The sequence below is a fragment of the Gordonia sp. PP30 genome (assembly GCF_023100845.1).
Taxonomy (GTDB): Bacteria; Actinomycetota; Actinomycetes; order Mycobacteriales; family Mycobacteriaceae; genus Gordonia.
Genome location: NZ_CP095864.1, coordinates 1,853,160 through 1,876,648, shown reverse-complemented (window position 1 = coordinate 1,876,648; position 23,489 = coordinate 1,853,160). Strand labels below are relative to the sequence as shown.

Sequence of the window (23,489 nt, the reverse complement as noted above, 5' to 3'; positions counted from 1 at the left end):
CAGCCATCCGAGGAATCCGTGAATCCGCCACCACCGTCGTCCGACGATCCACGCGCCGGCACCATCGATAAGCACGGCCGCTTCGGCAGCTGGCGGCCCCAGCGGTTGATCGGATCCGGCGGCATGGCCGACGTCTACTTCGCGACCGATCCCTCTGGCGGCCGCGCCGCCTTGAAGGTGATCCGCCCGCACGGGCTGACACCGCACCGCCGTCGACTCTTCCAACGCGAATGCGACCTACTTACCCAGCTCGATCACCCCAACATCGTGCGACTGCTCGAACACGGGCAGACCGCCGATCGGCTGTGGCTCGCCCTCCAGTATGTCGCCGGCACGTCGGCGTCCAATCTGAGCGCCTCCCGGCCGGAATTGCTGACGCCGCCGACTATCGCCACGATCGCCGTCCAGATCGCCTCGGCGCTCGACTACGCACACAGCAGGTCCGTGGTTCACCGTGATGTGAAACCCAGCAATGTCCTGGTGACGATCGCGCCCGACGGTGCTGTCGCACGCGCGGTGCTCTCCGACTTCGGTATCGCCAAGGCCGTCGGCCTCGGCGATTCGACATACACCGATGCGATCACCGGCACCCTCGGCTACGCGGCACCGGAACTACTCCGCAGCCTTCCGCCGGTTCCCGCGTCGGATCAATATTCACTCGCCTGCACTGTCTTCACCTTATTTACGGGCCGCGCGCCGTACGTCGCCGATTCGATCGCCGCCCAGGTCCGTGCGCAGCTCGTCACCGACCCGCCGCGGGCATCTCGGCTGGCCGACGTGCCGCGCGCCGTCGACGACGTCCTGGTGCAGGCCATGGCGAAGAACCCGGCCGACAGGTATCCGTCGTGCGGCGCATTCGCAGCGGCCCTAGCCGACGCGGCAGGTGTCGAGCACGAGGCCGCGCCCGACGTCGACAACCGCCCTGCCCGCGATCTTTACGACGACACCATCCCGCCCGACCACGAACACGCGTCGAGTGCCAACCTGCACAGGGCGGCGATCATCGGCGGTGGGGCGGCAGTACTTGCCGCGGTCGCCGCAGCTGTCGCGCTCATACTCTGGAACGGCGCCACCAACGGCACCAGTGGTGGTGATGACGATGCCCGGGCCGTGGCCGCGAACCAACTGTGCCAGACGGTCTGGACCGCGGCCCAGGCGGCGACAGATCCACCGTTCATCGGCGTCGCGCGCGTGAAGACCGAACCGGCTGACAACAGCCGGGTGGGGCGCGGATGCGAGTTTCCGGCGAGCGTCCCCGGTGTCGACGGCATGCAGACTCTCGTCATCGGGTACTCGGCGGAACGCCCGAACGACGTGTCGTCTGGTCCTGCGAACCGGCGACTGGACATCTACTACTCTGGAGAAGGCACGGGCTCTACGAGAACGTGCCTGGTCGGATACCGGTCAGAGGTCGGATACCTCAATCTCTTGGGGCACGATGACTCCGAGGACTGCGTCCATCTGACCACGGCGCTCGCACGGTTGGAGGAGTTGAAGTTGACCAGACCGGCGCCGTCATGACAGCGAGAGGTATTGCCGCGACGTGTTCGGTCGCCGCGTTCCTCCTCGTCTGCGCGTGTGCATCGTCGGACCCGCCGCTTCCGGACGAGCGGTGCCGCTCCGTCGCCCCTGATCTACTCACCGATCACGGCTTCGACGACTCTTCACTCACCGCGGCCGAGCCCTCGGTCCCGGGCTACCCCGCATGCCGCTGGCGAGCGACGATCGACCACGGCTCACTGACGGCTACCCTCAGCGTCCCGCACTCCAGGTTGCCGTTCTTCTCTGGAGGCGCAGGCGACTATGCCGTCTGCTTCGGTCAGGAGTGCCCCGACGACGCGTTCGTCCAGACGATCAGCATGCATACCGGATCAATCGGCACCCCTGAGGGCGAGTTCCTCATCGTCCGGCGTGACCACTGGCCCGTACCGACATCAGACGACGAGCGCCGAGAACGACAGACCGACCTGGACGGCCTCACCCGTGCACTTGCCGCGCACTTTCGCCGATGACCGCGCATAAGGGCCGCGACGAGGACCCATCTGCGGACGCTCATCACGCCGGGCCGGAGACTTCCCCTACCGGTGGAGCCCGCTTCGGGGAGTGGACAGTGGTCGGGCTGATCGGCCGCGGTGGGGTCGGCGATGTGTATTCGGCGACCCGGCCAGACGGGACAGTGGCGGCGGTAAAGGTGATCCGTGTCCGGAATACCGGGACCAGCGCACAGCGCGGCTTCGACCGAGAGTGCCTGCTGCTGAGCAGGCTTCACCATCGGAATATCGTCGAGATCCTCGACCACGGCCGAACCGGCGCCAATCGCTGGCTCGCCATGCAGTATGTGCCGGGACTGACCGCTGCCGAGGTCCGCACTCGACGACCAGCGGCACTGACGCCGGTGACCGTGTCGCACATCGTCACCGCCATAGCCGACGCGCTCGACTACGCGCACCAGAACGGTGTCATCCACCGCGACGTGAAACCCAGCAACATTCTCCTGACATTCGGTCCCGATGGTTCCCTTTCCGATGCCTTCCTGAGTGACTTCGGGATCGCCATCACCAACGATCACGATGACCGCGCCGATGACGAATCCGTGCCCGGGTCTGCCGGGTTCACCGCCCCCGAACGTCTCCAAAACCTGCCACCGACACCTGCCTCCGACCAATACTCGCTCGCCTGCACGGCGTTCACCCTCTTGACGGGCCGAACGCCATTCGCCGCAGAATCCCTCGCCGGTCAGGTGTACGCGCAGTTACACAATCTCCCGCCGCCCGCGTCGTCGCTCAACGGGGCCGTTCCTTCCGGAATAGACGCCGTGCTGGACCACGCACTGTCGCGTCACCCGACAGACCGTTACCCGTCGTGCCGCGAGTTCGCGGCACGACTCGCCGCGGCCAGCGGGGTCACTCTCCGCACGGTTGCGCCCGCCGACAACCGGCCCGACCATGGGCTGTATCAGGACACCCTCCCGCCCGACGCGACGACGCCGCCGGGGAGCAGGCGCCGTGGGAAGGTGGCCGTGGGCGTGGTCGGCGTCGCCGTGGTGGCCGGCCTCGCGCTGTCGGCCGCCTTGTTCGCCGTTCGCGACGCCCCATCGAACAAGGACGACAGGCGCGCCGCCGCCGGGGCTCGCCTGTGCGACGAGATACAGCGGGCGGCCTCGGATCCGCAGTTCAGTCAGTCACAGAATCTCGAGAACGTCCGGGACCTGGCCCCCGGCTCCGATGATCTGGCCGGCGCCGGTTGCAGGTTCCACCTCGACGCATCAATGGGGGGCATGACCGATGTGCCGGTATCGCTCGGGTACACCGCTACCCTGCCCGCCGACTCCGCGCCCCTGGCCGAACCGGCGGTCCATGGCCAGTACTACTGGTCTGCGCGCACATCGGAAGACCGCATCGACTGCGTCTACTCCGTCAAGACTGAAGTCGGCTACCTCAATCTGCGCGGCAGCATTGATCCGACTGGCCCCGGCACCACCTGCGAATACTACAAATACACGCTCGCTGAACTTCAGTTGCGCGGCGTCGGGAGCCCCGCGACGTGATGAAGAAGAGTCTTCAGGCGATCGCAGCGGGAATGGCTGGGCTACTCCTGGCGGTACTGGTCCTCGGAATCCCGGCATGGCAACTGGCCGTCACCAACACGTCGTCCCACGTCGGCCGGCCGCCCGCGCCCCCGACTGGATGGGTCGTCACCGACAGCAGTGCCGGGTTCAGCTGTGCAAAGAACCCGAGCGGGGCGGTCGCCTGCTGGCGGATCGACCGCCGCGGACCGACGCCGCCTATACCCATCCGCCTTCCCGGACCGGCAACCGATCTGCAGTCGCCACAACTGACCCAATGGTGTGCACCGGTTCGCGCGGAGGGACTCTGGTGCTGGCAGGTCTCCTCGAAAGAGACCTGGAGCACGCCGCGGCGAGTCCGGGCATACCCCGACCAGATCGACTCGTTGACCTCGGCGTTCGTCCTCGGAAACGCTGAGAACGATTCCGCGGATTTCTATTGCGCGACTTCGGGGCGGACCGTCACCTGCGGTGGCCGGCACCTGCACGCCAGCCGCGTGCATTTGTCCGGCCAGCCGACGTCGGTGGCCCTGATTCCGTCAGCGGCGGGATTGTCGGTCGACCGCACGGAGGCATGCGCCACCGTCGGCGGCCGAATCGTATGCTGGACACTGTCGGATCCGGAACGGCTGACCGACCTGGATGTACCTTTCGGGGCTCAGAGACTTTACGCCCCGCCGATGCTCGATCAGGACCACAGCTACCTCTGCGCCCTCACCGGTGGGCGAGAGCTCCGGTGCTGGGCTCCCCACATCGAGCGCGAGGCTTTCGGCAGTGACACCTTCGCCGCTGCCCTGTGGAACGGCGCCCACAACTCCCCGGAAAGTGCGGCCGTCACCGAGTTCGACCGCCCGCTCAGTGCCGTGACACTCAACGAATCCGGCGGTTGTGTCCTCACCGACCAGCAGCTGGCCTACTGCTGGGGCTCGGGTACCGAGGGACAGCTCGGCGCCGCTGCGGACGCGCCGGTGCCGTTCGCGTCACCCGAGCGGGTCGACAGCCTCGGGGTGCGCAGGATCCAGGCGATCGCGATGGGTGTGGGCTGCGTCGCCGCCGTCGTCGATGCGGGGGCCGTCGTCGCATGGGGTAATCCGTGGTGGCCGTCCACGCCGAGTGACGGCCCTGAATCCGGCAACGAATCGGTGACCGACCCGATTCGGGTCGGCGCCTTCCCCTGAGCTGCGGCGAGGTCAGCGGGCGTCACCGGCGGCAAAGGCCCCGCGCCGGACTCCAGTTCAATGGGGCCGGCGCCCCATTGAACTGTGGTCCCGCGCGGCCCTAGCGTCGAGGCCGTGAACCATCCAGAACAGTTCCCGCCCATGCGGATCCAGGGCTACGCCGGATCGCCGTTGTTCGCGCCGGCCTCGCCGGGCCGCACGCTGCTGCCCCGAGGGCTCACCCTGATCGGGGTCGGCTGCGTGCTTCATGCCGTGATCGCGCTGATCTTCGCCACGCGGCTCGTGATCGTCGCCAGCATCGGCTCGAAACTCAACGAAATCAACACCGTGCTCGGCACATTCTCCGAGACCGCCACCGAGCCGCTGGCAACGGACGCCGCGCTCATCGTCGGGGTCCTGCTCGGATTATGCGCGATCGCATTGCTGGCCGCCGGATTGCTGCGGCTGACCCGCGCGCGGATCGCACCGGCGATGCTCTACGGCGTGCTCGGTGCCGTCGGAGTGACTGCGCTCGCGATGTTCGGGTACGACGCGGCGTCGGGCGTGGCCGGCCTGGTCGGGGCGGCCATCTCTGCTGGTCTGGCCTACGCCATCTGGAACAGCGGACGACGACGGTGACCGCCGATTCGAGCCACGCGGTGACTCGCCGGTAGAGTCGATCGGCGTGTGCCCGACCAACGGCACGACGGCAGCGCGGCACCGCGGCCGGACCACGAGGAACGGAGAGCGACACCCATGCTCAACGCCCTCGCGTACGCCTTCGTGGACGCGGTCAACGTCCTGCTGATCGGCGTGCTGGTGGCGCTGGCGATGATGCTGCCGACGGGCCGCTACCGCTGGATCGCCGGGCTGCTGGTCTTCGGCGACTGGCTCGGTGTGTTCCTGCTCGCCACGATCACGCTGCTCGTGTTCGACGGTATCGGCGACTTCGTCAAACACCTCGTCACCTCACCGGTGTTCGGCATCCTGCTGATCCTGACCGGTGTGGTCACCGCGGTGCTGACCTACCGCGGCGGCGATTCCTCGGACCTGGTCGAGAAGATCCTGCGACCGCTGCGCACACCGTCGCCGCTGACGGTGCTCGTCGGGATGATTCTCGGCGGCATCCAGTCGGCCACCTCGGTCCCGTTCTTCGCCGGTCTGGCCGTGCTCTCGGCGAGCGACATCCCGGCCGCCGAACGCTACGCCGGCCTGTTCCTCTTCGCCACCGTCGCCCTCAGCCTGCCGATCCTGGCCGCACTGTTCCTGGGTGTCGTACGGCGGTTCCCGCACTCCTGGGTCGGCCGCCTCTTCGCGACGGCCCGCGCCAATCAGGGCGTCGTCGCCCGCGGCGCCGGCTGGCTGGTCTCGGCCCTGCTGATCGTGATCGGTATCGTCCGGTTGTTGTAGACGCGGCCGCTGGCAGACATCGCACCGTCGTGTAGCACTCGAACGCGCCAGGCGTTGATCGCCGCGGGCCACCGCATCCCGCCCAAGAATCCCGGTGGACTCTTGACTCTTCCACCACCACTTCCAGCGCCGTCCGGGGACGCCCTCCAACGCCGAGATCCTCGACGAGCTTCGTGAAGAACGCACGTTGATCTGTGTCGAATTGGTCCGGGCCGCGCGCCGCGGCCGAGTCCAGCACGCGGTCGACAACGCCCGGCACATCCTGAGCAGCATCGACACCGTCCCGAACGTACGACAGCCGGCTCATCGTGACCGCAGGACGACTCGGTCTCGGCGTCGAGTCACCAGACTCTGAAAGTTCCCGTCGGGAGTAGACCCGCCGCACGGATTCGAGAGGGTTCGTTTCGACACGGTCTCGCCCTGGCGGGCTCGACCGGTGGTTCCTGAGCGAAGTCGAAGGGCTCAACGGGCTATCTAGTGTCGCGTGTTGAAAATTGTTGAATGGTTGCCGTGAGTCAGATGGGCGGCTGGCAAGGCGGAGGAGGGAGGGATACCGGTAGGTATCCTGACCGACGACAACGCCGCCAGGCGTTCATCTGGCCGCGGCATACCGTCAATGAATTTTCGACACGCGACACTAGGGCCTGTCCGGCTCAACGGGCTGGCGTACTACGAGAGGCGGGCGCCGCCGCAGACGATGTGGCGCGGGGTGCGCAGCGCGGTGACGGACCCGGCGGGGTCGGAGTCCAGGACCAGGAAATCGGCGCGCGCGCCGTGATCCAGGGCGTCGACGCCCAGCCAGCGGCGCGGAGCGATGGACGACGCGGCCAGCGCCTCCAGCGGCGAGAACCCGATCCCGGTCAGCGCCTGCACCTCGTCCACGATGCGCCCGTGCGCCACGAAGCCACCCGCATCGGTGCCCGCGTAGATCGCCACTCCCGCTTCCCGGGCGGCGGCGTACACCGATCCCGCCTCGGCGTAGAGCTTGCGCATGTTCGCCTGGTACACCGGGAACCGGTCGGCGCCGTCGGCGATCCCCGGGAAGTTCTCCACCTGGATCAGCGTCGGCACCAGCGCGATCCTCCGGGCCACCAGCTCGTCGATCAGGTCCGGCGTGAGGCCGGTGCCGTGCTCGATCGAATCGAAGCCGGCGCCGATGATGTCGGGCAGGGCGTCGTAGCCGAAGACGTGCGCGGTGATCCGGGCGCCCGCCGCGTGCGCCGCGGCCACCGCCGCGTCGAGCTGGGCCCGGGTCCACAGCGGCGCGAGGTCGCCGGCCTCGCGGTCGATCCAGTCCCCGACCAGCTTCACCCAGCCGTCGCCGGCCGCGGCCTGCCTGCGCACCTCGTCGGCCAGGAGTCCGGGATCGTCGAGTTCGACGCCGTAGTCGCGCAGATAGCGCTTGGGTCGCGCGATGTGCTTGCCCGCCCGCAGGAAGCGGGGACCGTGGGCGTCGCCGTCGAGCGGGTGGGTGTCGACGGGCGAACCGACCTCGCGGATCAGCAGCGCCCCGGCGCGGGCGTCCTGCGCGGCGAAACCGCGCGCCTGCTCGATGGTCACCCCGAGGCCGGGCGCGATGCCGACGTGGTTGTGGGCGTCGACCAGTCCGGGCACGATCCACCCGCCGTCGGACACCGTCTCGGCCCCGGCGACCGGCTCGGTCGAGAGCCGTCCGCCGTCGACCCAGAGGTCCAGCGTCTCGCCGGTGAAGGGATCGATCCCCCGGTAGTGTTCGGCGCCCACGATCGCGGCCTACTTCTTCGGCAGCTTCAGGTTGTTCAGGTCGATGCCCTCCAGGCCGGGCGGGAGCTGGTCGAGCCCGGGCGGCATCTGCGACAGATCCATGCCCGGCGGCATGCCCATCGGCATCCCCGGCATCCCCATGCCCGGCATGCCGCCGCGCATCGCCTTCGGCGGCGTCGGTCCGCGGCCCTTGCCCTTGCGCCCCTTGGCGCCCTTCTTGCCCTTGCGGTTGTTCCGCCGCCCGCCGCCGGGCATGCCCATCATCCGGCCGGACATCTGCGACATCATCTTGCGGGCCGCGAAGAACCGGTCCACCAGCTGATTCACGTCGGTCACGGTGACGCCGGAGCCCTTCGCGATGCGGATGCGGCGCGAGGCGTTGATGATCTTCGGATCGGCACGCTCGGCCGGGGTCATACCGCGGATGATCGCCTGGATCTTGTCGAGTTGCTTGTCGTCGACCTGTGCGAGGGCGTCCTTCATGTCCCCCGCGCCGGGCAGCATGCCGAGCAGGTTCCCGATGGGGCCCATCTTGCGGATCATCAGCATCTGTTCGAGGAAGTCCTCCAGGGTCAGTTCGCCCTGGCTGATCTTCTCGGCGGCCTTCTCCGCCTCGGCGGCGTCCCAGTGCTGTTCGGCCTGCTCGATGAGGGAGAGCACGTCGCCCATGCCGAGGATGCGGCTGGACATGCGGTCGGGATGGAAGACGTCGAACTCGTCGAGCTTCTCACCGGTCGACGCGAACATGATCGGCCGGCCGGTCACCTCGCGCACCGACAGCGCGGCGCCGCCGCGGGCGTCGCCGTCGAGCTTGGTCAGGACCACGCCGGTGAAGTCGACGCCCTCGGCGAAGGCCTGCGCGGTGGTCACCGCGTCCTGGCCGATCATCGCGTCGAGGACGAACAGCACCTCATCCGGGTCGGTGGCATCGCGGATGTCCGACGCCTGGCGCATCAGCACCTCGTCGATGCCGAGGCGGCCGGCGGTGTCGATGATGACCACGTCGTACTGCTTCTCGCGGGCGAACTCCACACCGGCGGTCGCGACGGCGACCGGATCGCCGGAGCCGTCGACGCCGAGGGCGCCCTCGCCGCCGACCGCGGTGCCCGGGTTCGGCGCGAACACCGGCACCCCGGCCCGCTCGCCGACGATCTGCAACTGCTGGACGGCGCCCGGACGCTGCAGGTCACAGGCCACCAGCACCGGGGTGTGCCCCTGCTTGGTGAGCCAGTGCGACAGCTTGCCGGCGAGCGTCGTCTTACCGGCGCCCTGCAGACCGGCCAGCATGATGACCGTCGGCGGGTTCTTCGCCAGCTGCAGGCGACGGGTCTCGCCGCCGAGGATCCCGATCAGTTCCTCGTTGACGATCTTGACGATCTGCTGCGCCGGGTTCAGCGCGCCGGAGACCTCCTGGCCCTTGGCACGCGTCTTGATCCGCGCGATGAACGCCCGGACCACCGGCAGCGAGACGTCCGCCTCGAGCAGCGCCAGCCGGATCTCCCGCGCGGTGGCATCGATGTCGGCGTCGGTCAGCCGGCCCTTGCCGCGCAGGTCCTTGAGGGCACCGGTCAACCGGTCGGAAAGAGACTCGAACATTCCCCCATCTTTCCATGGTCGGCGCGGCCGTCACAGCACGGGGACCGCCGGGGCCGGACAGACGCGCAGCACCGCCGCGGCGAGGTCGTCGCGCACGGCCGGCGTGTCCCGGGACAGCCGGACGCAGAAGGTGTCGATCACCGTGGAACCGAGCGTGGTGACCGTCGCCCAGACGATGTCGGCCCCGGCCCGTTCCAGCACCGCCGCGATCCGGGCCAGCAGACCGGCGCGGTCGGCGGCTCGCACCTCCAGCAGCAGCGAGCCGGTGGCCGGATCGACCACCCACGACGCCCGCGGCGGTGCGAGCACCGGCGGCGCCCCCTCACCGGCGAGCGAGGCGAGCACGTCGCCGCCACTCTCCAGCGCGCTCCGCAGGCGCTGCCGCAGCACCTGCACGTCCGGCGGGTCGCCGAAGGCCGGCGTCACCACGAAGGTGTTCACCGCGTGCCCGTCGTGGCTGCGGACCTGCGCGGAATGGGTCGCCAGGCCCGACGCGGCCAGCACCCCGGCCATCCGGGACAGCAGTCCCGGCCGGTCCGGGGAGACCATCGTCGCGACGTAGGTGGTGGGCCCGTCGCCGGCTTCCAGCCGGACGTGCAGTCCACCCTCCTCGGCCAGCGCCCGCTGCTCGTCGGTCAGCGGCTCGGGGGCCGTGACCTCGCCGCCGCCGATCACCTCCAGCACCCGCGCCGTCAGGCCCGCGACGAGACCGGCCTTCCAGTCGCTCCACACCCCGGTGCCGGTGGCCTCCCCGTCGGCCTGCGCCAGCGCCCCGAGCAGTTCGACGAGCACCCGGTCGTGATCGAGGGTCTGCGCGACCGATTCGACCACCTTCGGATCGGTCGGATCGCGCCGCGTGGCCACCGAGGGCAGCACCAGGTGGTGCCGGACCACGGCGGACAGTGTGGCCACGTCCTGCGGCCACAGGCCCAGACGGCGGCCGATGTCGGCGGCCAGTTCGGCGCCGATCTCACTGTGATCGCCGCCGCGGCCCTTGCCGATGTCGTGGATCAGCGCGCCGAGCAGCAGCAGGTCCGGGCGGGACACGCTGGTGGTCAACGACGCCGCACCGATTACCGTCTCGATCAGGTGGCGGTCGACCGTCCAGGTGTGCACCGGATCGCGCGGCGCGAGGTCGCGGATCTTCGCCCACTCCGGGAACAGTCCACCCCACAGCCCGATGCGGTCGAGCGCCTCGACCGTCCGGGCCATCGGCCGGCCCGCCGACAGCAGGACCAGCAGATCGGCCAGCGGCTCGGCGCGCAGCGGCACCTCCGGCGGCGGCGCGTACCGGGCGAGTCGTTCCAGGGCAGGACCGTTGATCGGCAGGTCGTGCTGCGCCGATGCCGCGGCCACCCGGAACACCAGGCCCGCGTCCTGGCTCGGAATCACCGAGCGGGCCAGGGCCACCTCGCCGTCGTGCTCCACGACGCCCTCGTCGAGCGGTTTGCGGATGGGGAGCCGCCGGAAGCGCGAGAGTCCGCGCCGGCCGACCGCGCCGCTGGCCGTCCGGATCCCGGTGGCGACCGCGAACTCGATGGTCCGCCCCGCGTCGCTGAGCAGGCCGGCGAGCTCGAACCGGTCCTCGAGCCCCAGAGCCGCCGCCAACTGCTCGGCGTCCTGGGCCTGCAACCGGTCCCGCGCCCGGCCGGTGATGAGCTGCTGCTGCGTTCGGACGTCGAGCAGCCGCCGGTAGGCCGCGGCGACCGGCGAGTCCGGCTGATCGGCGCGCAACCGGACCAGCCCGTCGGTGAGCTGGGCCAGCGCCAGCGCACCGAGCAACTGGACGTCGCGCAGTCCGCCCCGGCCGTGTTTGAGGTCCGGGGTGGCGTGCTGGGCGATGTCACCGGCCCGCTCCCAGCGCTGCCGGGTGAGCTCGAGGACTTCCGGCAGCCGGAGTCGTGCCTCCACGCGCCACAGGTTGCGGACCGACGCGATCATCAGCGCGGCCAGATCGCTGTCGCCCGCGATGAATCGCGCGTCGAGCAGTCCCAGTGCGGCGGTCGGTTCGTCCCGCGCCACCTGCAGCGCCGCCGGGATGGTCCGCACGCTGTGGTCCAGCGCCACGCCCGAATCCCAGATCGGGTACCAGAGTCCCTCGGCGATGGTCTCCAGCCGGTCCGGATACCGGTCGTCGTGCACCAGCACCAGGTCCAGGTCCGAGCCGGGCACCGTCTCCCGACGCCCGAGCGCCCCGACCGCGACGACGGCGAATCCGCTGCCCTCCGTCAGCCCCAGCGCGGCGGCCTGCTCGACGATCCAGTCCTCATACGCGCCGGTGAGGCGCTCGCGGAGCGCCTCACCGGCCATCGTGTCGGGCGGAAAATCGGCCAGGACGCCCGCGCGGGCCTCAGAGAGCTTCGCTGCCGCGTTCACCGGTACGCACCCGGATCACTTTCTCGACCGGCGACACCCACACCTTGCCGTCGCCGATCTTGCCGGTCCGGGCCGCCTCCACGATCGCGTCGGTCACCTGGTCGGCGTCCTCGTCGTCGACGACGACCTCGACGCGCACCTTCGGGACGAAGTCGACGGCGTACTCGGCACCGCGGTAGACCTCGGTGTGTCCCTTCTGGCGGCCGTAGCCCTGCACCTCGCTGACCGTCATACCGACGATTCCGAGTTCCTCCAGGGCGGACTTGACGTCCTCCAGGGTGAACGGCTTGATGATGGCGGTGATCAGCTTCATGAGTGGTCCCTTTCTGTTCTGCGGTCGAGCGTAGTTCGCCGCGACATCACGCCGGCTCGTACGCGGTCTCGGCGTGCTCGGCGGAGTCGATGCCGGTGGCCTCGGCCTCCCGGTCGACGCGCCAGCCGAGCGGCTTCAGGGCGTAGGCGATGATCGTGGTCAGCACTCCGGTGAAGACCAGCGCGAACAGCGCGATCACCACCTGTACCGCGAGCTGCTTGGGGTTGTGGCCGTAGAACAGGCCGCTGTCCTTGGCCAGCAGGCCGATGGCGACGGTGCCCCACAGGCCGGACACCAGGTGGACGCCGACCACGTCGAGCGAGTCGTCGTAGCCGAGCTTGTTCTTCAGGCCGATGGCCAGTGCCGACAGCACACCGGCGACGACGCCGAGGCCGATCGAGCCGGACGGGGTCAGCGCCCCGCAGGCCGGGGTGATGGCGACCAGGCCGGCGACGATGCCCGACGCGGCGCCCACCGAGGTGGCGTGACCGTCGCGGAACCACTCCACCGCGAGCCAGCCGATGATCGCCGCCGCGGTGGCGACGGTGGTGTTGACCCAGACCAGGCCTGCGGTGGCGTCGGCGCCGAGCTCACTGCCGGCGTTGAAGCCGAACCAGCCGAACCACAGCAGCGCCGCACCGAGCATGACGAACGGGATGTTGTGCGGGCGGTACGCGGTGCGACCGAAGCCCATCCGCTTGCCGACCACCAGCGCCAGCACCAGGCCGGCCATACCGGCGTTGATGTGCACCACGGTGCCGCCGGCGAAGTCGATCGGCGCGACGTTCGCCTCACCGTCGGTGACGCCGAACATCCAGGCGGCGAAGCCGGTCTTGGCGTTCGACATCAGGCCGCCGCCCCACACCATGTGCGCCAGCGGCAGGTAGACGATCACGGTGAACAAGATGGTGAAGAGAACCCAGGTGGAGAACTTGGCGCGCTCGGCGATCGCGCCGCTGATCAGCGCGACGGTGATCACCGCGAAGGTCAGCTGGAAGGCCATGAAGACGATCGCCGGGATCCCGGTGCTCCCCCACATCACCACGTGGGTCGCGCCGTCGACGACCTTGGTGGCCATCAACTGGTCGGATCCCCACAGCGCGAACGGGTTCGAGAACAGACCGGCGATGTCGTTGCTGCCGGTCAGCGAGTTGCCGAACGACATCGAGAAGCCGAACAGGACGTAGATGATCGAGACGGTCGCCAACGCGGCGAACGACATCATCATCATGTTGAGCACCGACTTGCCGCGGCACAGGCCTCCGTAGAAGAAGGCCAGGGCCGGGGTCATCAGCAGCACGAGTGCCGCGCTCATGATCACCCAGGCGGTGTCACCGGTATCGAACGTTCCGAAGACGCTCTCGGGTAAAGCCGTGGTCACGGGGAAACCTCCTCATCTGCGCCGGTTCCGGCGTGTGAGGAGACCTTCCCGCGATCAGGTTTCCCGAGAGCGCGCTGATCGGTTTCCGCACTGTTACGCGGCCCGCGCCCCGGTTAACGCTGGGTTTCTCCGCAGGTCGCGAGGCCGCGCTCAGGCGCGTGCGGCGATCGCGGCCAGATCGAGGTTCTGCTCGAGCACGCCGTACAGGTGCCCGGGATCGGCGATCCGGCCGGCCACGAAGGCCTCGGTCACCGCCGGCGGCGCCTGCTGGATCAGCACCGCGCCCTGCAGCGCGATCGCCATCGATTCGGTGAGACGACGGGCCAGCGCCGGAGCACCCGCGGGATCGGCGGCGGCCTGGGCGACGAGCTTGCGGGTCCGTTCGACGTGCAGGTCGTAGTCGCGGTAGACGCCCAGTGACCGCTCGAACTCCGCGTCGACGGCCTCCACCGACTGCGGGTCGCGCATCATGGCGCGCAGCACGTCGAGGGCGATCACATTGCCCGACCCCTCCCAGACGGCCATCACCGGCTGCTCCCGGTAGCGCCGGGCGAGCGGGAAACCGGTCTCGGTGTAGCCGTTGCCGCCGAGGCATTCGAGCGCCTCGTAGGCGTGGCCGGGACCGCGCTTGCAGACCCAGTACTTGCCGACCGCGGTGGCGAGCCGGCGGAAGGCCGCCGAATCCGCCGAGTCGTCGTCGTACGCGGCGGCCAGGCGCATGCCGGTCCAGATGGCGGCCTCGGCCTCCACTTGCAGGTCGGCGATCACCGCGGTCATCGCCGGCTGGTCGATCAGGGTCGCGCCGAACGCCGACCGGTTCCGGACATGCCAGGCGGCCTCGGCGACGGACTGCCGCATCCCCGCGGCGCTGCCGAGGATGCAGTCCAGCCGGGTCTGGTTCACCATCTCGATGATCGTCCGCACACCCGCGCCCTCGTCGCCGAGCCGCCAGCCGACGGTGCCGTCGAACTCGACCTCGCTCGACGCGTTCGACTTGTTGCCCAGCTTGTCCTTGAGGCGCTGCACGTTGAACACGTTGCGCGTCCCGTCCGGCAGCACCCGCGGCACCACGAAACACGTGACCCCCGGCTCGGTGTTGGCCAGCACCAGGAACGCGTCGGATTGCGGCGCCGAGCAGAACCACTTGTGCCCGGTGATCAGGTAGGTGCCGTCGGACTGCTCGACGGCCCTGGTGGTGTTGGCGCGCACGTCCGACCCGCCCTGCTTCTCGGTCATCGCCATACCGAAGATGGCCGAGTGTTTCGGCTCCCGGAGCCCCGTCGAAGGGTCCGTGGCGCCGAGATCGTGCCGGTAGTCCGTCGAGAAGACGCGCGGCAGCCACCGTTCGGCCAGTGCCGGGTCCACCCGCAGTGACGGCACCACGGCGTGCGTCATGCTCACCGGGCACGCGTGGCCGGGTTCGATCTGCCCGAACTGCATGAACATCGCCGCGCGGGCCACATGCGCGCCCGGTCGCGGGTCCGACCAGCAGCTGGTGTGCGCGCCGTGGGCGATGGCGTCGCCGATGATGCGGTGGTAGGCGGGATGGAACTCGACGTCGTCGATGCGGTTCCCCCACCGGTCGTGGGTGTGCAGCTTCGGCAGGATCGTGTTCGCCAGTTCGGCGTCCCGCTGGAAACCGGCGGTGCCGACCAGCGCACCGGCCTCGACGAGCGCGTCGGTGGCCCAGCCGCCGCCGTAGACGTTCACCGCCTCGGTGAGCGCGGTGTGGCTGGTGTACTCGTTGACGCCGACGCGGGGCGGGGCCTGGTTGAACACGTGGTGGGTGGCTGCCATGGGATGCACCTTCTATTCGGGGAACGGGCGGGCTCCGAGAGCCCGGAAGCAGAAGCGGCGGATCGTGGCGACCAGCGCGGCCTGATCGCCACGATCGACGACGCCGGCCAGATCGGGGTTCAGCGCGCCGATGAGTGCCTCGGAGATGGCACCCATCACCGCACCGGCGACCACCGGCACGTCCTGCCGGATCAGCAGACCGGACTCGATGCCGTCGCCGATGATCCGTTCGCCGAGGTCGCGGTAGCTCTGCCGCAGCCGGAGCCGCTCCGCGTCGACCGCCGGGATCACCGGCTCGAAGAGCAGCGACCAGGCCGTGCGCCGACCGCGCAACGCCCGGTCGGCGAAGGTGTCGATCAGCGCGGCCAATTGCGCCCCGGCGTCGGGCCGGGCCGCGTCGACGGCCCGTCGCACGCAGGCGAACTCGTATTCGGCGGACTCCCGGAACACCTCGGCGAGCAGGGCGTCGCGGTTGTCGAAGTAGGAGTACACCGAGCCGACGCTGACGCCGCAGCGCGCGGCGATCGCGGCGACCGTCGCCCCGGCGAAGCCCGCTTCGCCGACCAGTTCGCGGGCGGCGGCGAGCATCGCATCGCGTTTGGCCTGCGCGCTGGCGCGGGTCGCCTCGGTCTGCCGGTAGGCCACGCGACCTCCTTGCTCGGGTCCGGTGAATGAATCCGGTTTCAATTCTTCGGTGAAACTATTGAATCACAGTTCACTTCTTCCGTCCACGACAAGCACCACGGACCCCGGCCGTGGTCGGCCGGGGTCCGTGGCGTGGTCTATGGGCGCGGGCTCTACAGCAGCGCGTCGACGAAGGCGCCGGGCTCGAACGGCGCCAGATCGTCGGCGCCCTCCCCCAGGCCCACCAGCTTCACCGGGACACCGAGTTCTTCCTGGATCCGGAAGACGATGCCGCCCTTGGCGGTGCCGTCGAGCTTGGTGAGCACCACCCCGGTCAGGTCGACCACCTCGGCGAAGACCTTCGCCTGGGTCAGGCCGTTCTGTCCGACGGTGGCGTCGAGCACCAGCAGCACCTCGTCGACCGGGGTCTTCTTCTCCACCACGCGCTTGACCTTGCCCAGCTCGTCCATCAGGCCGGTCTTGGTGTGCAGGCGCCCGGCGGTGTCGACCAGCACCACGTCCACGCCCTCGTCGATGCCCGTGCTCACGGCGTCGAAGGCGACCGACGCGGGATCGGCGCCCTCCTTGCCGCGGACGATCCCGGCACCGACGCGCTCGCCCCAGGTCTGCAGCTGGTCGGCCGCGGCGGCGCGGAAGGTGTCGGCGGCGCCCAGCAGGACGCGTCGTCCGTCGGCGACCAGCACGCGGGCCAGTTTGCCGGTGGTCGTCGTCTTGCCGACCCCGTTGACGCCCACCACCAGCACGACGGCCGGACCACCGGCGTGCGGGAGCGCGCGGACCGAGCGGTCCAGTTCGGGATGCAGCTGCTCGACGAGCACGCGGTGCAGCGCCGCGCGGGCGTCGGCGGCGGAGCGGACCTTGCCGGTCGCGAGTTCGGCGCGCAGGCCGTCGACCACCGCGGTGGTCGCCGCGGTGCCGAGGTCGGCCATCACCAGGGTGTCCTCGATCTCCTCCCAGCTGTCCTCGTCGAGGTCACCGGCGCCCAGCAGGCCCAGCATGGAGGTGCCGATGGCGCCCTGCGAGCGGGCGAGTCGTCCGCGCAGGCGGGACAGCCGGCCCTCGGTCGGGGCGATCTCGTCGCGGACCGGGGCCGCGGGAGCGGCTTCCTCGGGCTCCTCCGCGGCGGGTTCGGGCTCCGGCTCCGGCGCGACCTGCTCGTCCGGCTGTACCCCCGGCTCCACGCCGGTCTCCACGCGCGCGGCCTCGGCGGCCTCCTCGACGACCATCGCGTCGTCGAGACTCTCCACCTCGGTGCCGGGCAGCTGGGCGATCGGGTCGTCGGCGACCGGGGTGATCGGCTCGGATTCGGCGCCGGCGAGGATCCGCTCGGCCTCGTCGGCGACGCTCTCCGGCCCCTTCTTCGCGGGCTCGGGCGTCGGCTCCGGCTTCTCGGCGACGGCCGTGCCGCCCTGACTGAACGAGAACCCGGATCCGGCCTGATAGCCGCCCGACTTGTCGGCCTCGCGGGTGCCGTCGACCTCCCGGGTCTCCGGCGGCGTCAGGGTGATCCGGCGGCGCCGCTGCAGCGCGTAACCGGCGCCGCCGATCAGCGCGACCAGCAGGACGACGGCGATGACGATGCCGATGATGACTTGAGTGTTCACGTAGGGCCTTTCAGCTCGCGGGAGCGGGAGCCAGGTCGACGCCGCGCAGGCGCTGGGAGATGACCTGGGTGATGCCGTCGCCGCGCATGCTCACGCCGTACAGGGCGTCGGCGATCTCCATGGTCGGCTTCTGATGGGTGATGACGATGAGCTGGCTGCGCTCGCGCAACTGCTCGAACAGACTGATGAGACGGCGCAGGTTGGCGTCGTCGAGGGCGGCCTCCACCTCGTCCATCACATAGAACGGGGAGGGCCGGGCCCGGAAGATCGCGACCAGCATGGCGACCGCGGTGAGCGACTTCTCGCCGCCGGACAGCAGGGACAGCCGCTTGACCTTCTTGCCGGGCGGGCGGGCCTCGACCTCGACGCCGGTGGTGAGCATGTCGTTCGGCTCGGTCAGGACCAGTCGCCCCTCACCGCCCGGGAACAGGGTGGCGAACACCTGGGAGAACTCCTTCTCCACATCGGCGTAGGCCTCGGTGAAGACCTGCAGGATCCGGGCATCGACGTCGGCCACCACGTCGAGCAGGTCCGCGCGCGCCGCCTTCACGTCTTCGAGCTGCGCGGACAGGAAGTTGTAGCGCTCCTCCAGCGCCGCGAACTCCTCCAGCGCGAGCGGATTGACCTTGCCGAGGGTGTTGAGGTCCTTCTGCGCGCGCTTGGCCCGCGATTCCTGGGTCCGCCGGTCGTACGGCATCGGCGCGGGTGCGACGACCAGCTCGCCGCGCGCCTTGGCCTCCTCGTATTCGCGGACCTCCAGATCCGACGGCGGCATCGGCACGTCCGGACCGTACTCGGCGACGAGATCGTCGGGCGCGATCGCGAACTGCTCGAGGACCTGCTCCTCGAGCTGCTCGATGCGCAGCGCGGCCTGCGCCTTGGCGACCTCGTCGCGATGCCCGGCATCACGCAGGGAGGTCAGCGCAGCGGTCGCCGCGTCGACGCGGGCGCGCAGTTCCTCGGTCTCGGCGGTGCGGGCGGCGCGGACCGCTTCGAGTTCGTCGCGGCCGGCGGCGCCGGTGGCCGCGGCACGCGCGACCTCCTCGGCGAGACGCTCCGCGGCCTCGGCGACGGCGGCGGCGACACCGGCGGCGTAGCGCCGCTGCGCATCCTGACGTCGCTGCCGTTCCCGGTTGTTGCGCTCGGCGGCGGCACTGCGCCGCAGACCGTCGGCCTTACCGCGCACCGAGGCGAGTCGTTCCTCGGCGGTGCGCAGGGCCAGCCGGGTCTCCACCTCGATCGAGCGGGCCGAGGCCACCTCGGCGGCAGCGGCCTCGCGGAGCGCGCGGTCCGCGTCGTCGTCATGGCCGTCCTGCGATTCGTCCCTGGCCAGCCGCAACCGCTCGTCGACGGCGGTGAGCTCGGCCAGATTCTCCGCGCGGCCCTCCTCGGCGCGCTCACGCTGGCGGACCAGTCGCTGCGCCTCGGCCTCCGCGCCGCGGATGTCGGCGCCGAGCCGGCCGAGCAGTTCGTAGGCGGCACCGACGTTCGCGTCGGACTCCCCCAGCGCCGCCAGCGCACCCTCTGCCGCGTCGGCGGCCGCACGCTCGGCGGTCAGCGCCTCGGTCAGCTCGGCGTCCAGTCGTTCGGCTTCGCGGCGCGCGCGAGCCAGGTCTTCGGTGGCGGTGTCGATCGCCGACTGCACTTCCAGGGTCGACGGCCGGGCCGAGACCCCGCCCTCGACGGAGGCGGCGGAGATCCGGTCTCCGGCGCGCGTCACCGCCAGCACCGCGTGATCGGTCGCCACCGTCATGGCTTGCGCGGCGTCGTCGACCAGCACGACCTTCTCGAGCAGGACGTCGATGGCACCGGTGATCGAGCCGGGTGCGGTCACCACGTCACGCGCCCAGACGGCGCCGGCAGGGAGTCGTGGACGGTCGGCGCGCGCCCGGTCGGCCAGACCGCCGACGATGAGCGCGGCGCGGCCGCCGTCACCGGCCCGCAGCGCCTCGAGAGCACCCAGCGCGGCCACCTTGTCGACGGTCGCGATCGCGTCGACCGCGGGGCCGAGCGCACCGGCGAGGGCGGTCTCGTAGCCGGGCTCCACGGTGAGCAGTTCGGAGAGGGGCGCGAGGAGACCGTCGCGGCGGTTCTCCAGCAGCCAGGCGCCGCCGTCGGCGCGTTCCAGGCCGACGGCGAGGGCTTCGATCCGGGCGGTCAGCGAGGCGATCTTCTGCTCGGCTTCCCGTTCGGCCTGCCGCAGCGCGACCACCCGCTCACTCGCCTCGGTCAGCGCGGCGACGCAACGCTCGTGGTGGGAGTCCAGACCCTGCTCGCGATCCTCCAGGTCACGCATCCGCTCGGCGGCGGCATCCATTTCGGTCTGCGCGGACTCCGCGCGGGCGCGGGCGGCGTCGATCGCCTCGGTGAGCCGGGCGGTCTCCCCCTCGACTGAGTCGACCCGGCTGCGCAGCGTCGCGGCCTGTCCTTCGAGGCGGGCGAGTCCTTCCCGGCGGTCGGCGACGGCCTGCACGGCGGTCAGATGTGCGCGCTCGGCGGCGGCGGAGGCCTGTTCCGCGGCGGCCAGGGCGGCGGTCGCGTATTCCAGCCGCTCGGCGGCCTCTTCGACGACGGCGCCGAGTTCGGCTTCGGCGAGCGCGGCCTCCTCGGCGCGTCGTTCCAGTTCTTCCGGGTCGGGACCGGAGGCGGCCACGCTCGGGGTCGCGAGATGCGCGGCGCGTTCGCTGGCCACCCGGCGGGTGCCCTCGACCCGCTCGGCCAGCGCCGACAGCGTGTAGAAGACACGCCCGGCCTCGGCAGCGGCGGGCATCACCCGGGCCAGGTGTTCCTGACCGGCGGTCAGCGCCTCGGTGGCGGCATCGAGTTCGGCGGCCACCTCGTCGGAGCGGCGGCGGATCTCCTCCTCCACGGCGGAGTGCTCGGCCATCTCGGCCCGGCGGATCACCAGATCGTCGGCGGCCAGTCGCAGGCGGGCGTCGCGGAGTTCGGCCTGGACGGTGGCGGCGCGCCGGGCCACCTCGGCCTGCCGGCCCAGCGGTTTGAGCTGGCGGCGGAGTTCCCCGGTGAGGTCGGTCAGGCGGGCGAGGTTGGCCGCCATGGCGTCGAGCTTGCGGACCGCCTTCTCCTTGCGGCGGCGGTGCTTGAGGACGCCGGCCGCCTCCTCGATGAAGGCGCGTCGTTCCTCGGGGCGCGACTCCAGGATCGCGGCGAGTCGTCCCTGGCCGACGATCACGTGCATCTCGCGGCCGATGCCCGAGTCGGACAGGAGTTCCTGCACGTCCATGAGGCGGCAGGAGGTGCCGTTGATCTCGTACTCGCCGGCGCCGTCGCGGAACATCCGCCGGGTGATGGAAACCTCGGAGTAGTCGATCGGCAGCGCGCCGTCGGAGTTGTCGATGGTCAGCGTCACCTCGGCGCGGCCGAGCGGCGCCCGCCCGGACGTGCCGGCGAAGATCACGTCGGCCATCTTCCCGCCGCGCAGCGCCTTCGCGCCCTGCTCACCCATCACCCAGGTCAGGGCGTCGACGACATTGCTCTTACCGGAGCCGTTGGGGCCCACCACCGCGGTGATGCCCGGCTCGAAACGGAGAGTCGTCGCCGACGCGAAGGACTTGAAGCCCTTCAGGGTCAGGCTCTTGAGGTGCACAGCAGTCGAGGATACCGGCCTGACCCGCCGGTTCCCGCGACCGCCCGGCCGCCGGGCGGATCAGCGCTCGGAGAATCCCCGGTATTCGCCGCGGGCCGAATCGAAGCTCTCCACCACCAGATCCACGCGGCCCGCGGTCTTGCCCGACCGCAGCTGCGCGAGCAGCGAGTCCAGCGCGGGACGCGGCCCCTCGGCCACCACGAGCACCCGGCCGTCCACCAGGTTCTTCGCGTATCCGGTCAGACCGAGCTCCAGGGCTCGCGAGCGGGTCCACCAGCGGAAGCCCACGCCCTGGACCATGCCGTGCACGTAGGCGGTCAGTCGTTCCATGCATCCACTCTGTCAGACCCGCACCCGCCGCGGGGTGCCCGGCGAAGTCTGCCCCGACCGTGACGTATTCCGCGCGGATGATCGGCATCGGAGCTGTTCACGCAGGTCACGCGACCTGGAGCGGCAGGCTACGTCACGGTACGGTCAGAATCACTCGGTATCCATGGTGAGCGTGACCTCGGCGCCGGCCTTGAGGGTCCGGCCGACGGTGCAGACCCGGTCCACCGCGCGCTCGACCACGGTGAGCAGGCGCTGCGCCGCCTCGGGATCGAGTTCGGACAGGTCGAGCTCCATCACCTCGTCGATCTTCGGGTACACCTCGTTCTCGCGGTCGGCGGCGCCGGAGACCCGGATGGTGGAGTCGAAGTCGTCGCCGAGCCGGCGGGCGAGCGACACGTCGGAGGCCATTCCCGAGCAGGCGGCGACGGCGATCTTCAGCAGCTCCCCCGGGGTGAACACGCCCGCCACGTCCTCCGAGCCGATCAGCACCTGCGCCCCCCGCGAGCTGTGCCCGGTGAAGCGGCGGTTTCCGGTGCGCTGCACCCACAGGTCGGTCATGGCGGCATTCCCTCTCGATCGCGGTCGGTTCCACAGGACTCAACACCCGCCGCCCGGTGAACCTTCCCGGCGCGCGGCGCGACCAGTGTACGGTGGCACAAGCCGTGCCGACGACAGAGGAGGTGGTACCCGTGAACGCATCGATCCGGGCGCTCCCTCGCGGAGTCACGGCCGGGCGCTGAGTCGTCCGGGGAGCGCCGACACGAGCACTCCCGAAAGAGCACGACATGCATCTGACTTCTGAGCGCCGCCTCGACGGCGACCTCCTCGAACAGGACTTCACCCTCGACGGTGTCCCCGGCATCCTCTGGACTCCCGCCGAGGCCGCCGGCCCGACTCCCCTGATCCTGCTAGGCCATCCCGGTGGCACCGCTTCCATGTATCCCCGGCTTCTCGGCCGGGCCAGAAGCGCTGCCGCACTGGGCTTTTCGTCCGCCACCCTGGAACTACCGGGTTCGGGCAACCGGCCGCGCATCCCCGACATCGACGCGGCGCGCATCGATCTACAGAAGGCGGTCCGGGCGGGCGAACCGGTGACCGCCAGCATCGTCGACCGCCTCGTCCTCCCGCTCCTCGACCAGGCGATCCCGGAGCTGCAAGCGGCGATCGACGCACTCCTCGCCCTTCCCGGAATCAGCGGGCCCGTCGGCTACTCGGGCGGGGTGATCGCCATCGGCGTCCGCCTCGCCGCCGTCGATCCGCGGATCGTCGCCGCCGGATTGTTCGCCGGAAGCTTCATTCCGGGAGCGACGTACGACGACGCCCGCCGCCTCACCATCCCGATTCACGTGCTGCTCCAGTGGGACGACGAGTTCAACGACCGCCAGGCGGCACTGGATCTCTTCGACGCCTTCGGTTCCGGAGAGAAGACGCTGCAGGCGAATCTGGGCGGGCACCGCGGTGTGCCCGCGTACGCCGGCGCGGACGCCGCGCGCTTCTTCGAGCGGCACCTGCGCTGATCATTTGATCGGACCGCTCACGCGTCGTGCACGGTAACGGCGTAGCCGTCGGGATCGAGGAAGGTGAAGGTCACGCCGAACGGGCCGGGCGCGGGCTCGGCGACGACCGTGACGCCGGCCTCGACCAGCCGCGCGTGCAGGTCGGGTGCGGAGTCGCACTTGAGCCAGAGCGCGACTCCGCTCCCCGGCCGCGGACTGATCCGGTCGAGGTCGACGCCGGGCAACGGCTCGCGCACCGCGAACGGGATCGTCGCGGTCGCGAACACGACCGCCCCGGGCGGGCTGAACGGCGCACGTTCCAGGCCGAGCGCCGTTTCGTAGAACGACGCGGCGACGTCGAGGTCGCGGACCTGCAGGGCGAGGAAATCGGGGCCGGTGACGGTCATGACGAACACTCCTTATAGATGTCAATATCCTGACATAAGCCACGGTATGTCAGAATGCTGAC

Annotated in this window: 18 protein-coding genes; 6 read left to right on the top strand and 12 right to left on the bottom strand. The window is 70.4% G+C overall.

Going from position 1 to position 23,489, the window contains the following annotated elements:
• Window positions 1-18: 18 nt before the first annotated feature.
• From MYK68_RS08540 to MYK68_RS08520, 5 genes are all read left to right on the top strand, one after another.
• A complete protein-coding gene (locus tag MYK68_RS08540) occupies window positions 19-1,521 on the top strand; it encodes a serine/threonine-protein kinase (RefSeq protein ID WP_247867491.1) in 1,503 nt (500 codons plus the stop codon).
• Between the two features lie 589 nt (window positions 1,522-2,110).
• Window positions 2,111-3,547, top strand: coding sequence for a serine/threonine-protein kinase (locus tag MYK68_RS08535; protein WP_247867490.1), 1,437 nt, complete (start codon window positions 2,111-2,113; stop codon window positions 3,545-3,547).
• Window positions 3,547-4,743, top strand: coding sequence for an RCC1-like domain-containing protein (locus tag MYK68_RS08530; protein ID WP_247867981.1), 1,197 nt, complete (start codon window positions 3,547-3,549; stop codon window positions 4,741-4,743). The genes MYK68_RS08535 and MYK68_RS08530 overlap by 1 nt, the downstream gene beginning before the upstream one ends.
• Before the next feature lie 114 nt (window positions 4,744-4,857).
• Window positions 4,858-5,361, top strand: a complete 504-nt coding sequence (locus MYK68_RS08525) for a hypothetical protein (protein WP_247867489.1) — start codon at window positions 4,858-4,860, stop codon at window positions 5,359-5,361.
• 117 nt (window positions 5,362-5,478) lie between these two features.
• Window positions 5,479-6,132, top strand: coding sequence for a hypothetical protein (locus tag MYK68_RS08520; RefSeq protein ID WP_247867488.1), 654 nt, complete (start codon window positions 5,479-5,481; stop codon window positions 6,130-6,132).
• A 669-nt stretch (window positions 6,133-6,801) separates the two neighbouring features.
• Here MYK68_RS08520 and MYK68_RS08515 read toward each other — a convergent pair.
• From MYK68_RS08515 to MYK68_RS08465, 11 genes are all read right to left on the bottom strand, one after another.
• Window positions 6,802-7,875, bottom strand: a complete 1,074-nt coding sequence (locus tag MYK68_RS08515) for an amidohydrolase family protein (RefSeq protein WP_502798309.1) — start codon at window positions 7,873-7,875, stop codon at window positions 6,802-6,804.
• A gap of 9 nt (window positions 7,876-7,884) precedes the next feature.
• Window positions 7,885-9,471 (bottom strand): signal recognition particle protein, encoded by a 1,587-nt coding sequence (ffh, locus tag MYK68_RS08510; RefSeq protein ID WP_247867487.1) that lies wholly within the window; start codon window positions 9,469-9,471, stop codon window positions 7,885-7,887.
• Between the two features lie 30 nt (window positions 9,472-9,501).
• Window positions 9,502-11,847 carry a [protein-PII] uridylyltransferase gene (locus MYK68_RS08505; protein ID WP_247867486.1) on the bottom strand — a complete coding sequence of 782 codons (2,346 nt, stop codon included), beginning with the start codon at window positions 11,845-11,847 and terminating at the stop codon, window positions 9,502-9,504.
• On the bottom strand, window positions 11,822-12,160 hold the full coding sequence (locus MYK68_RS08500) for a P-II family nitrogen regulator (RefSeq protein WP_247867485.1): 339 nt from the start codon (window positions 12,158-12,160) through the stop codon (window positions 11,822-11,824). The genes MYK68_RS08505 and MYK68_RS08500 overlap by 26 nt, the downstream gene beginning before the upstream one ends.
• Window positions 12,161-12,206: 46 nt before the next feature.
• On the bottom strand, window positions 12,207-13,541 hold the full coding sequence (locus MYK68_RS08495; RefSeq protein WP_247867484.1) for an ammonium transporter: 1,335 nt from the start codon (window positions 13,539-13,541) through the stop codon (window positions 12,207-12,209).
• Between the two features lie 150 nt (window positions 13,542-13,691).
• Window positions 13,692-15,338, bottom strand: a complete 1,647-nt coding sequence (locus MYK68_RS08490; RefSeq protein ID WP_247867483.1) for an acyl-CoA dehydrogenase family protein — start codon at window positions 15,336-15,338, stop codon at window positions 13,692-13,694.
• Between the two features lie 12 nt (window positions 15,339-15,350).
• Window positions 15,351-15,983, bottom strand: coding sequence for a TetR/AcrR family transcriptional regulator (locus tag MYK68_RS08485; protein WP_247867482.1), 633 nt, complete (start codon window positions 15,981-15,983; stop codon window positions 15,351-15,353).
• Window positions 15,984-16,135: 152 nt separating this feature from the next.
• The gene (gene ftsY / locus MYK68_RS08480; protein WP_247867481.1) at window positions 16,136-17,587 is read right to left on the bottom strand and encodes a signal recognition particle-docking protein FtsY; all 1,452 of its coding nucleotides are present in this window, start codon (window positions 17,585-17,587) and stop codon (window positions 16,136-16,138) included.
• Between the two features lie 10 nt (window positions 17,588-17,597).
• The gene (smc, locus tag MYK68_RS08475) at window positions 17,598-21,194 is read right to left on the bottom strand and encodes a chromosome segregation protein SMC (protein WP_247867480.1); all 3,597 of its coding nucleotides are present in this window, start codon (window positions 21,192-21,194) and stop codon (window positions 17,598-17,600) included.
• A 60-nt stretch (window positions 21,195-21,254) separates the two neighbouring features.
• Entirely contained in the window at window positions 21,255-21,524 is a 270-nt protein-coding gene (locus MYK68_RS08470; protein ID WP_247867479.1) for an acylphosphatase, read from the bottom strand.
• 150 nt (window positions 21,525-21,674) lie between these two features.
• Window positions 21,675-22,082: an OsmC family protein gene (locus MYK68_RS08465; protein ID WP_247867478.1), complete on the bottom strand. Its 408-nt coding sequence runs from the start codon at window positions 22,080-22,082 to the stop codon at window positions 21,675-21,677.
• Window positions 22,083-22,309: 227 nt separating this feature from the next.
• Between MYK68_RS08465 and MYK68_RS08460 the strand changes: the two genes are divergently transcribed.
• The gene (locus tag MYK68_RS08460; protein WP_247867477.1) at window positions 22,310-23,041 is read left to right on the top strand and encodes a dienelactone hydrolase family protein; all 732 of its coding nucleotides are present in this window, start codon (window positions 22,310-22,312) and stop codon (window positions 23,039-23,041) included.
• Between the two features lie 17 nt (window positions 23,042-23,058).
• On the opposite strand, the gene MYK68_RS08455 is transcribed toward MYK68_RS08460, so the two are convergent.
• Window positions 23,059-23,427 carry a VOC family protein gene (locus tag MYK68_RS08455; protein ID WP_247867476.1) on the bottom strand — a complete coding sequence of 123 codons (369 nt, stop codon included), beginning with the start codon at window positions 23,425-23,427 and terminating at the stop codon, window positions 23,059-23,061.
• Window positions 23,428-23,489 lie beyond the last annotated feature (62 nt).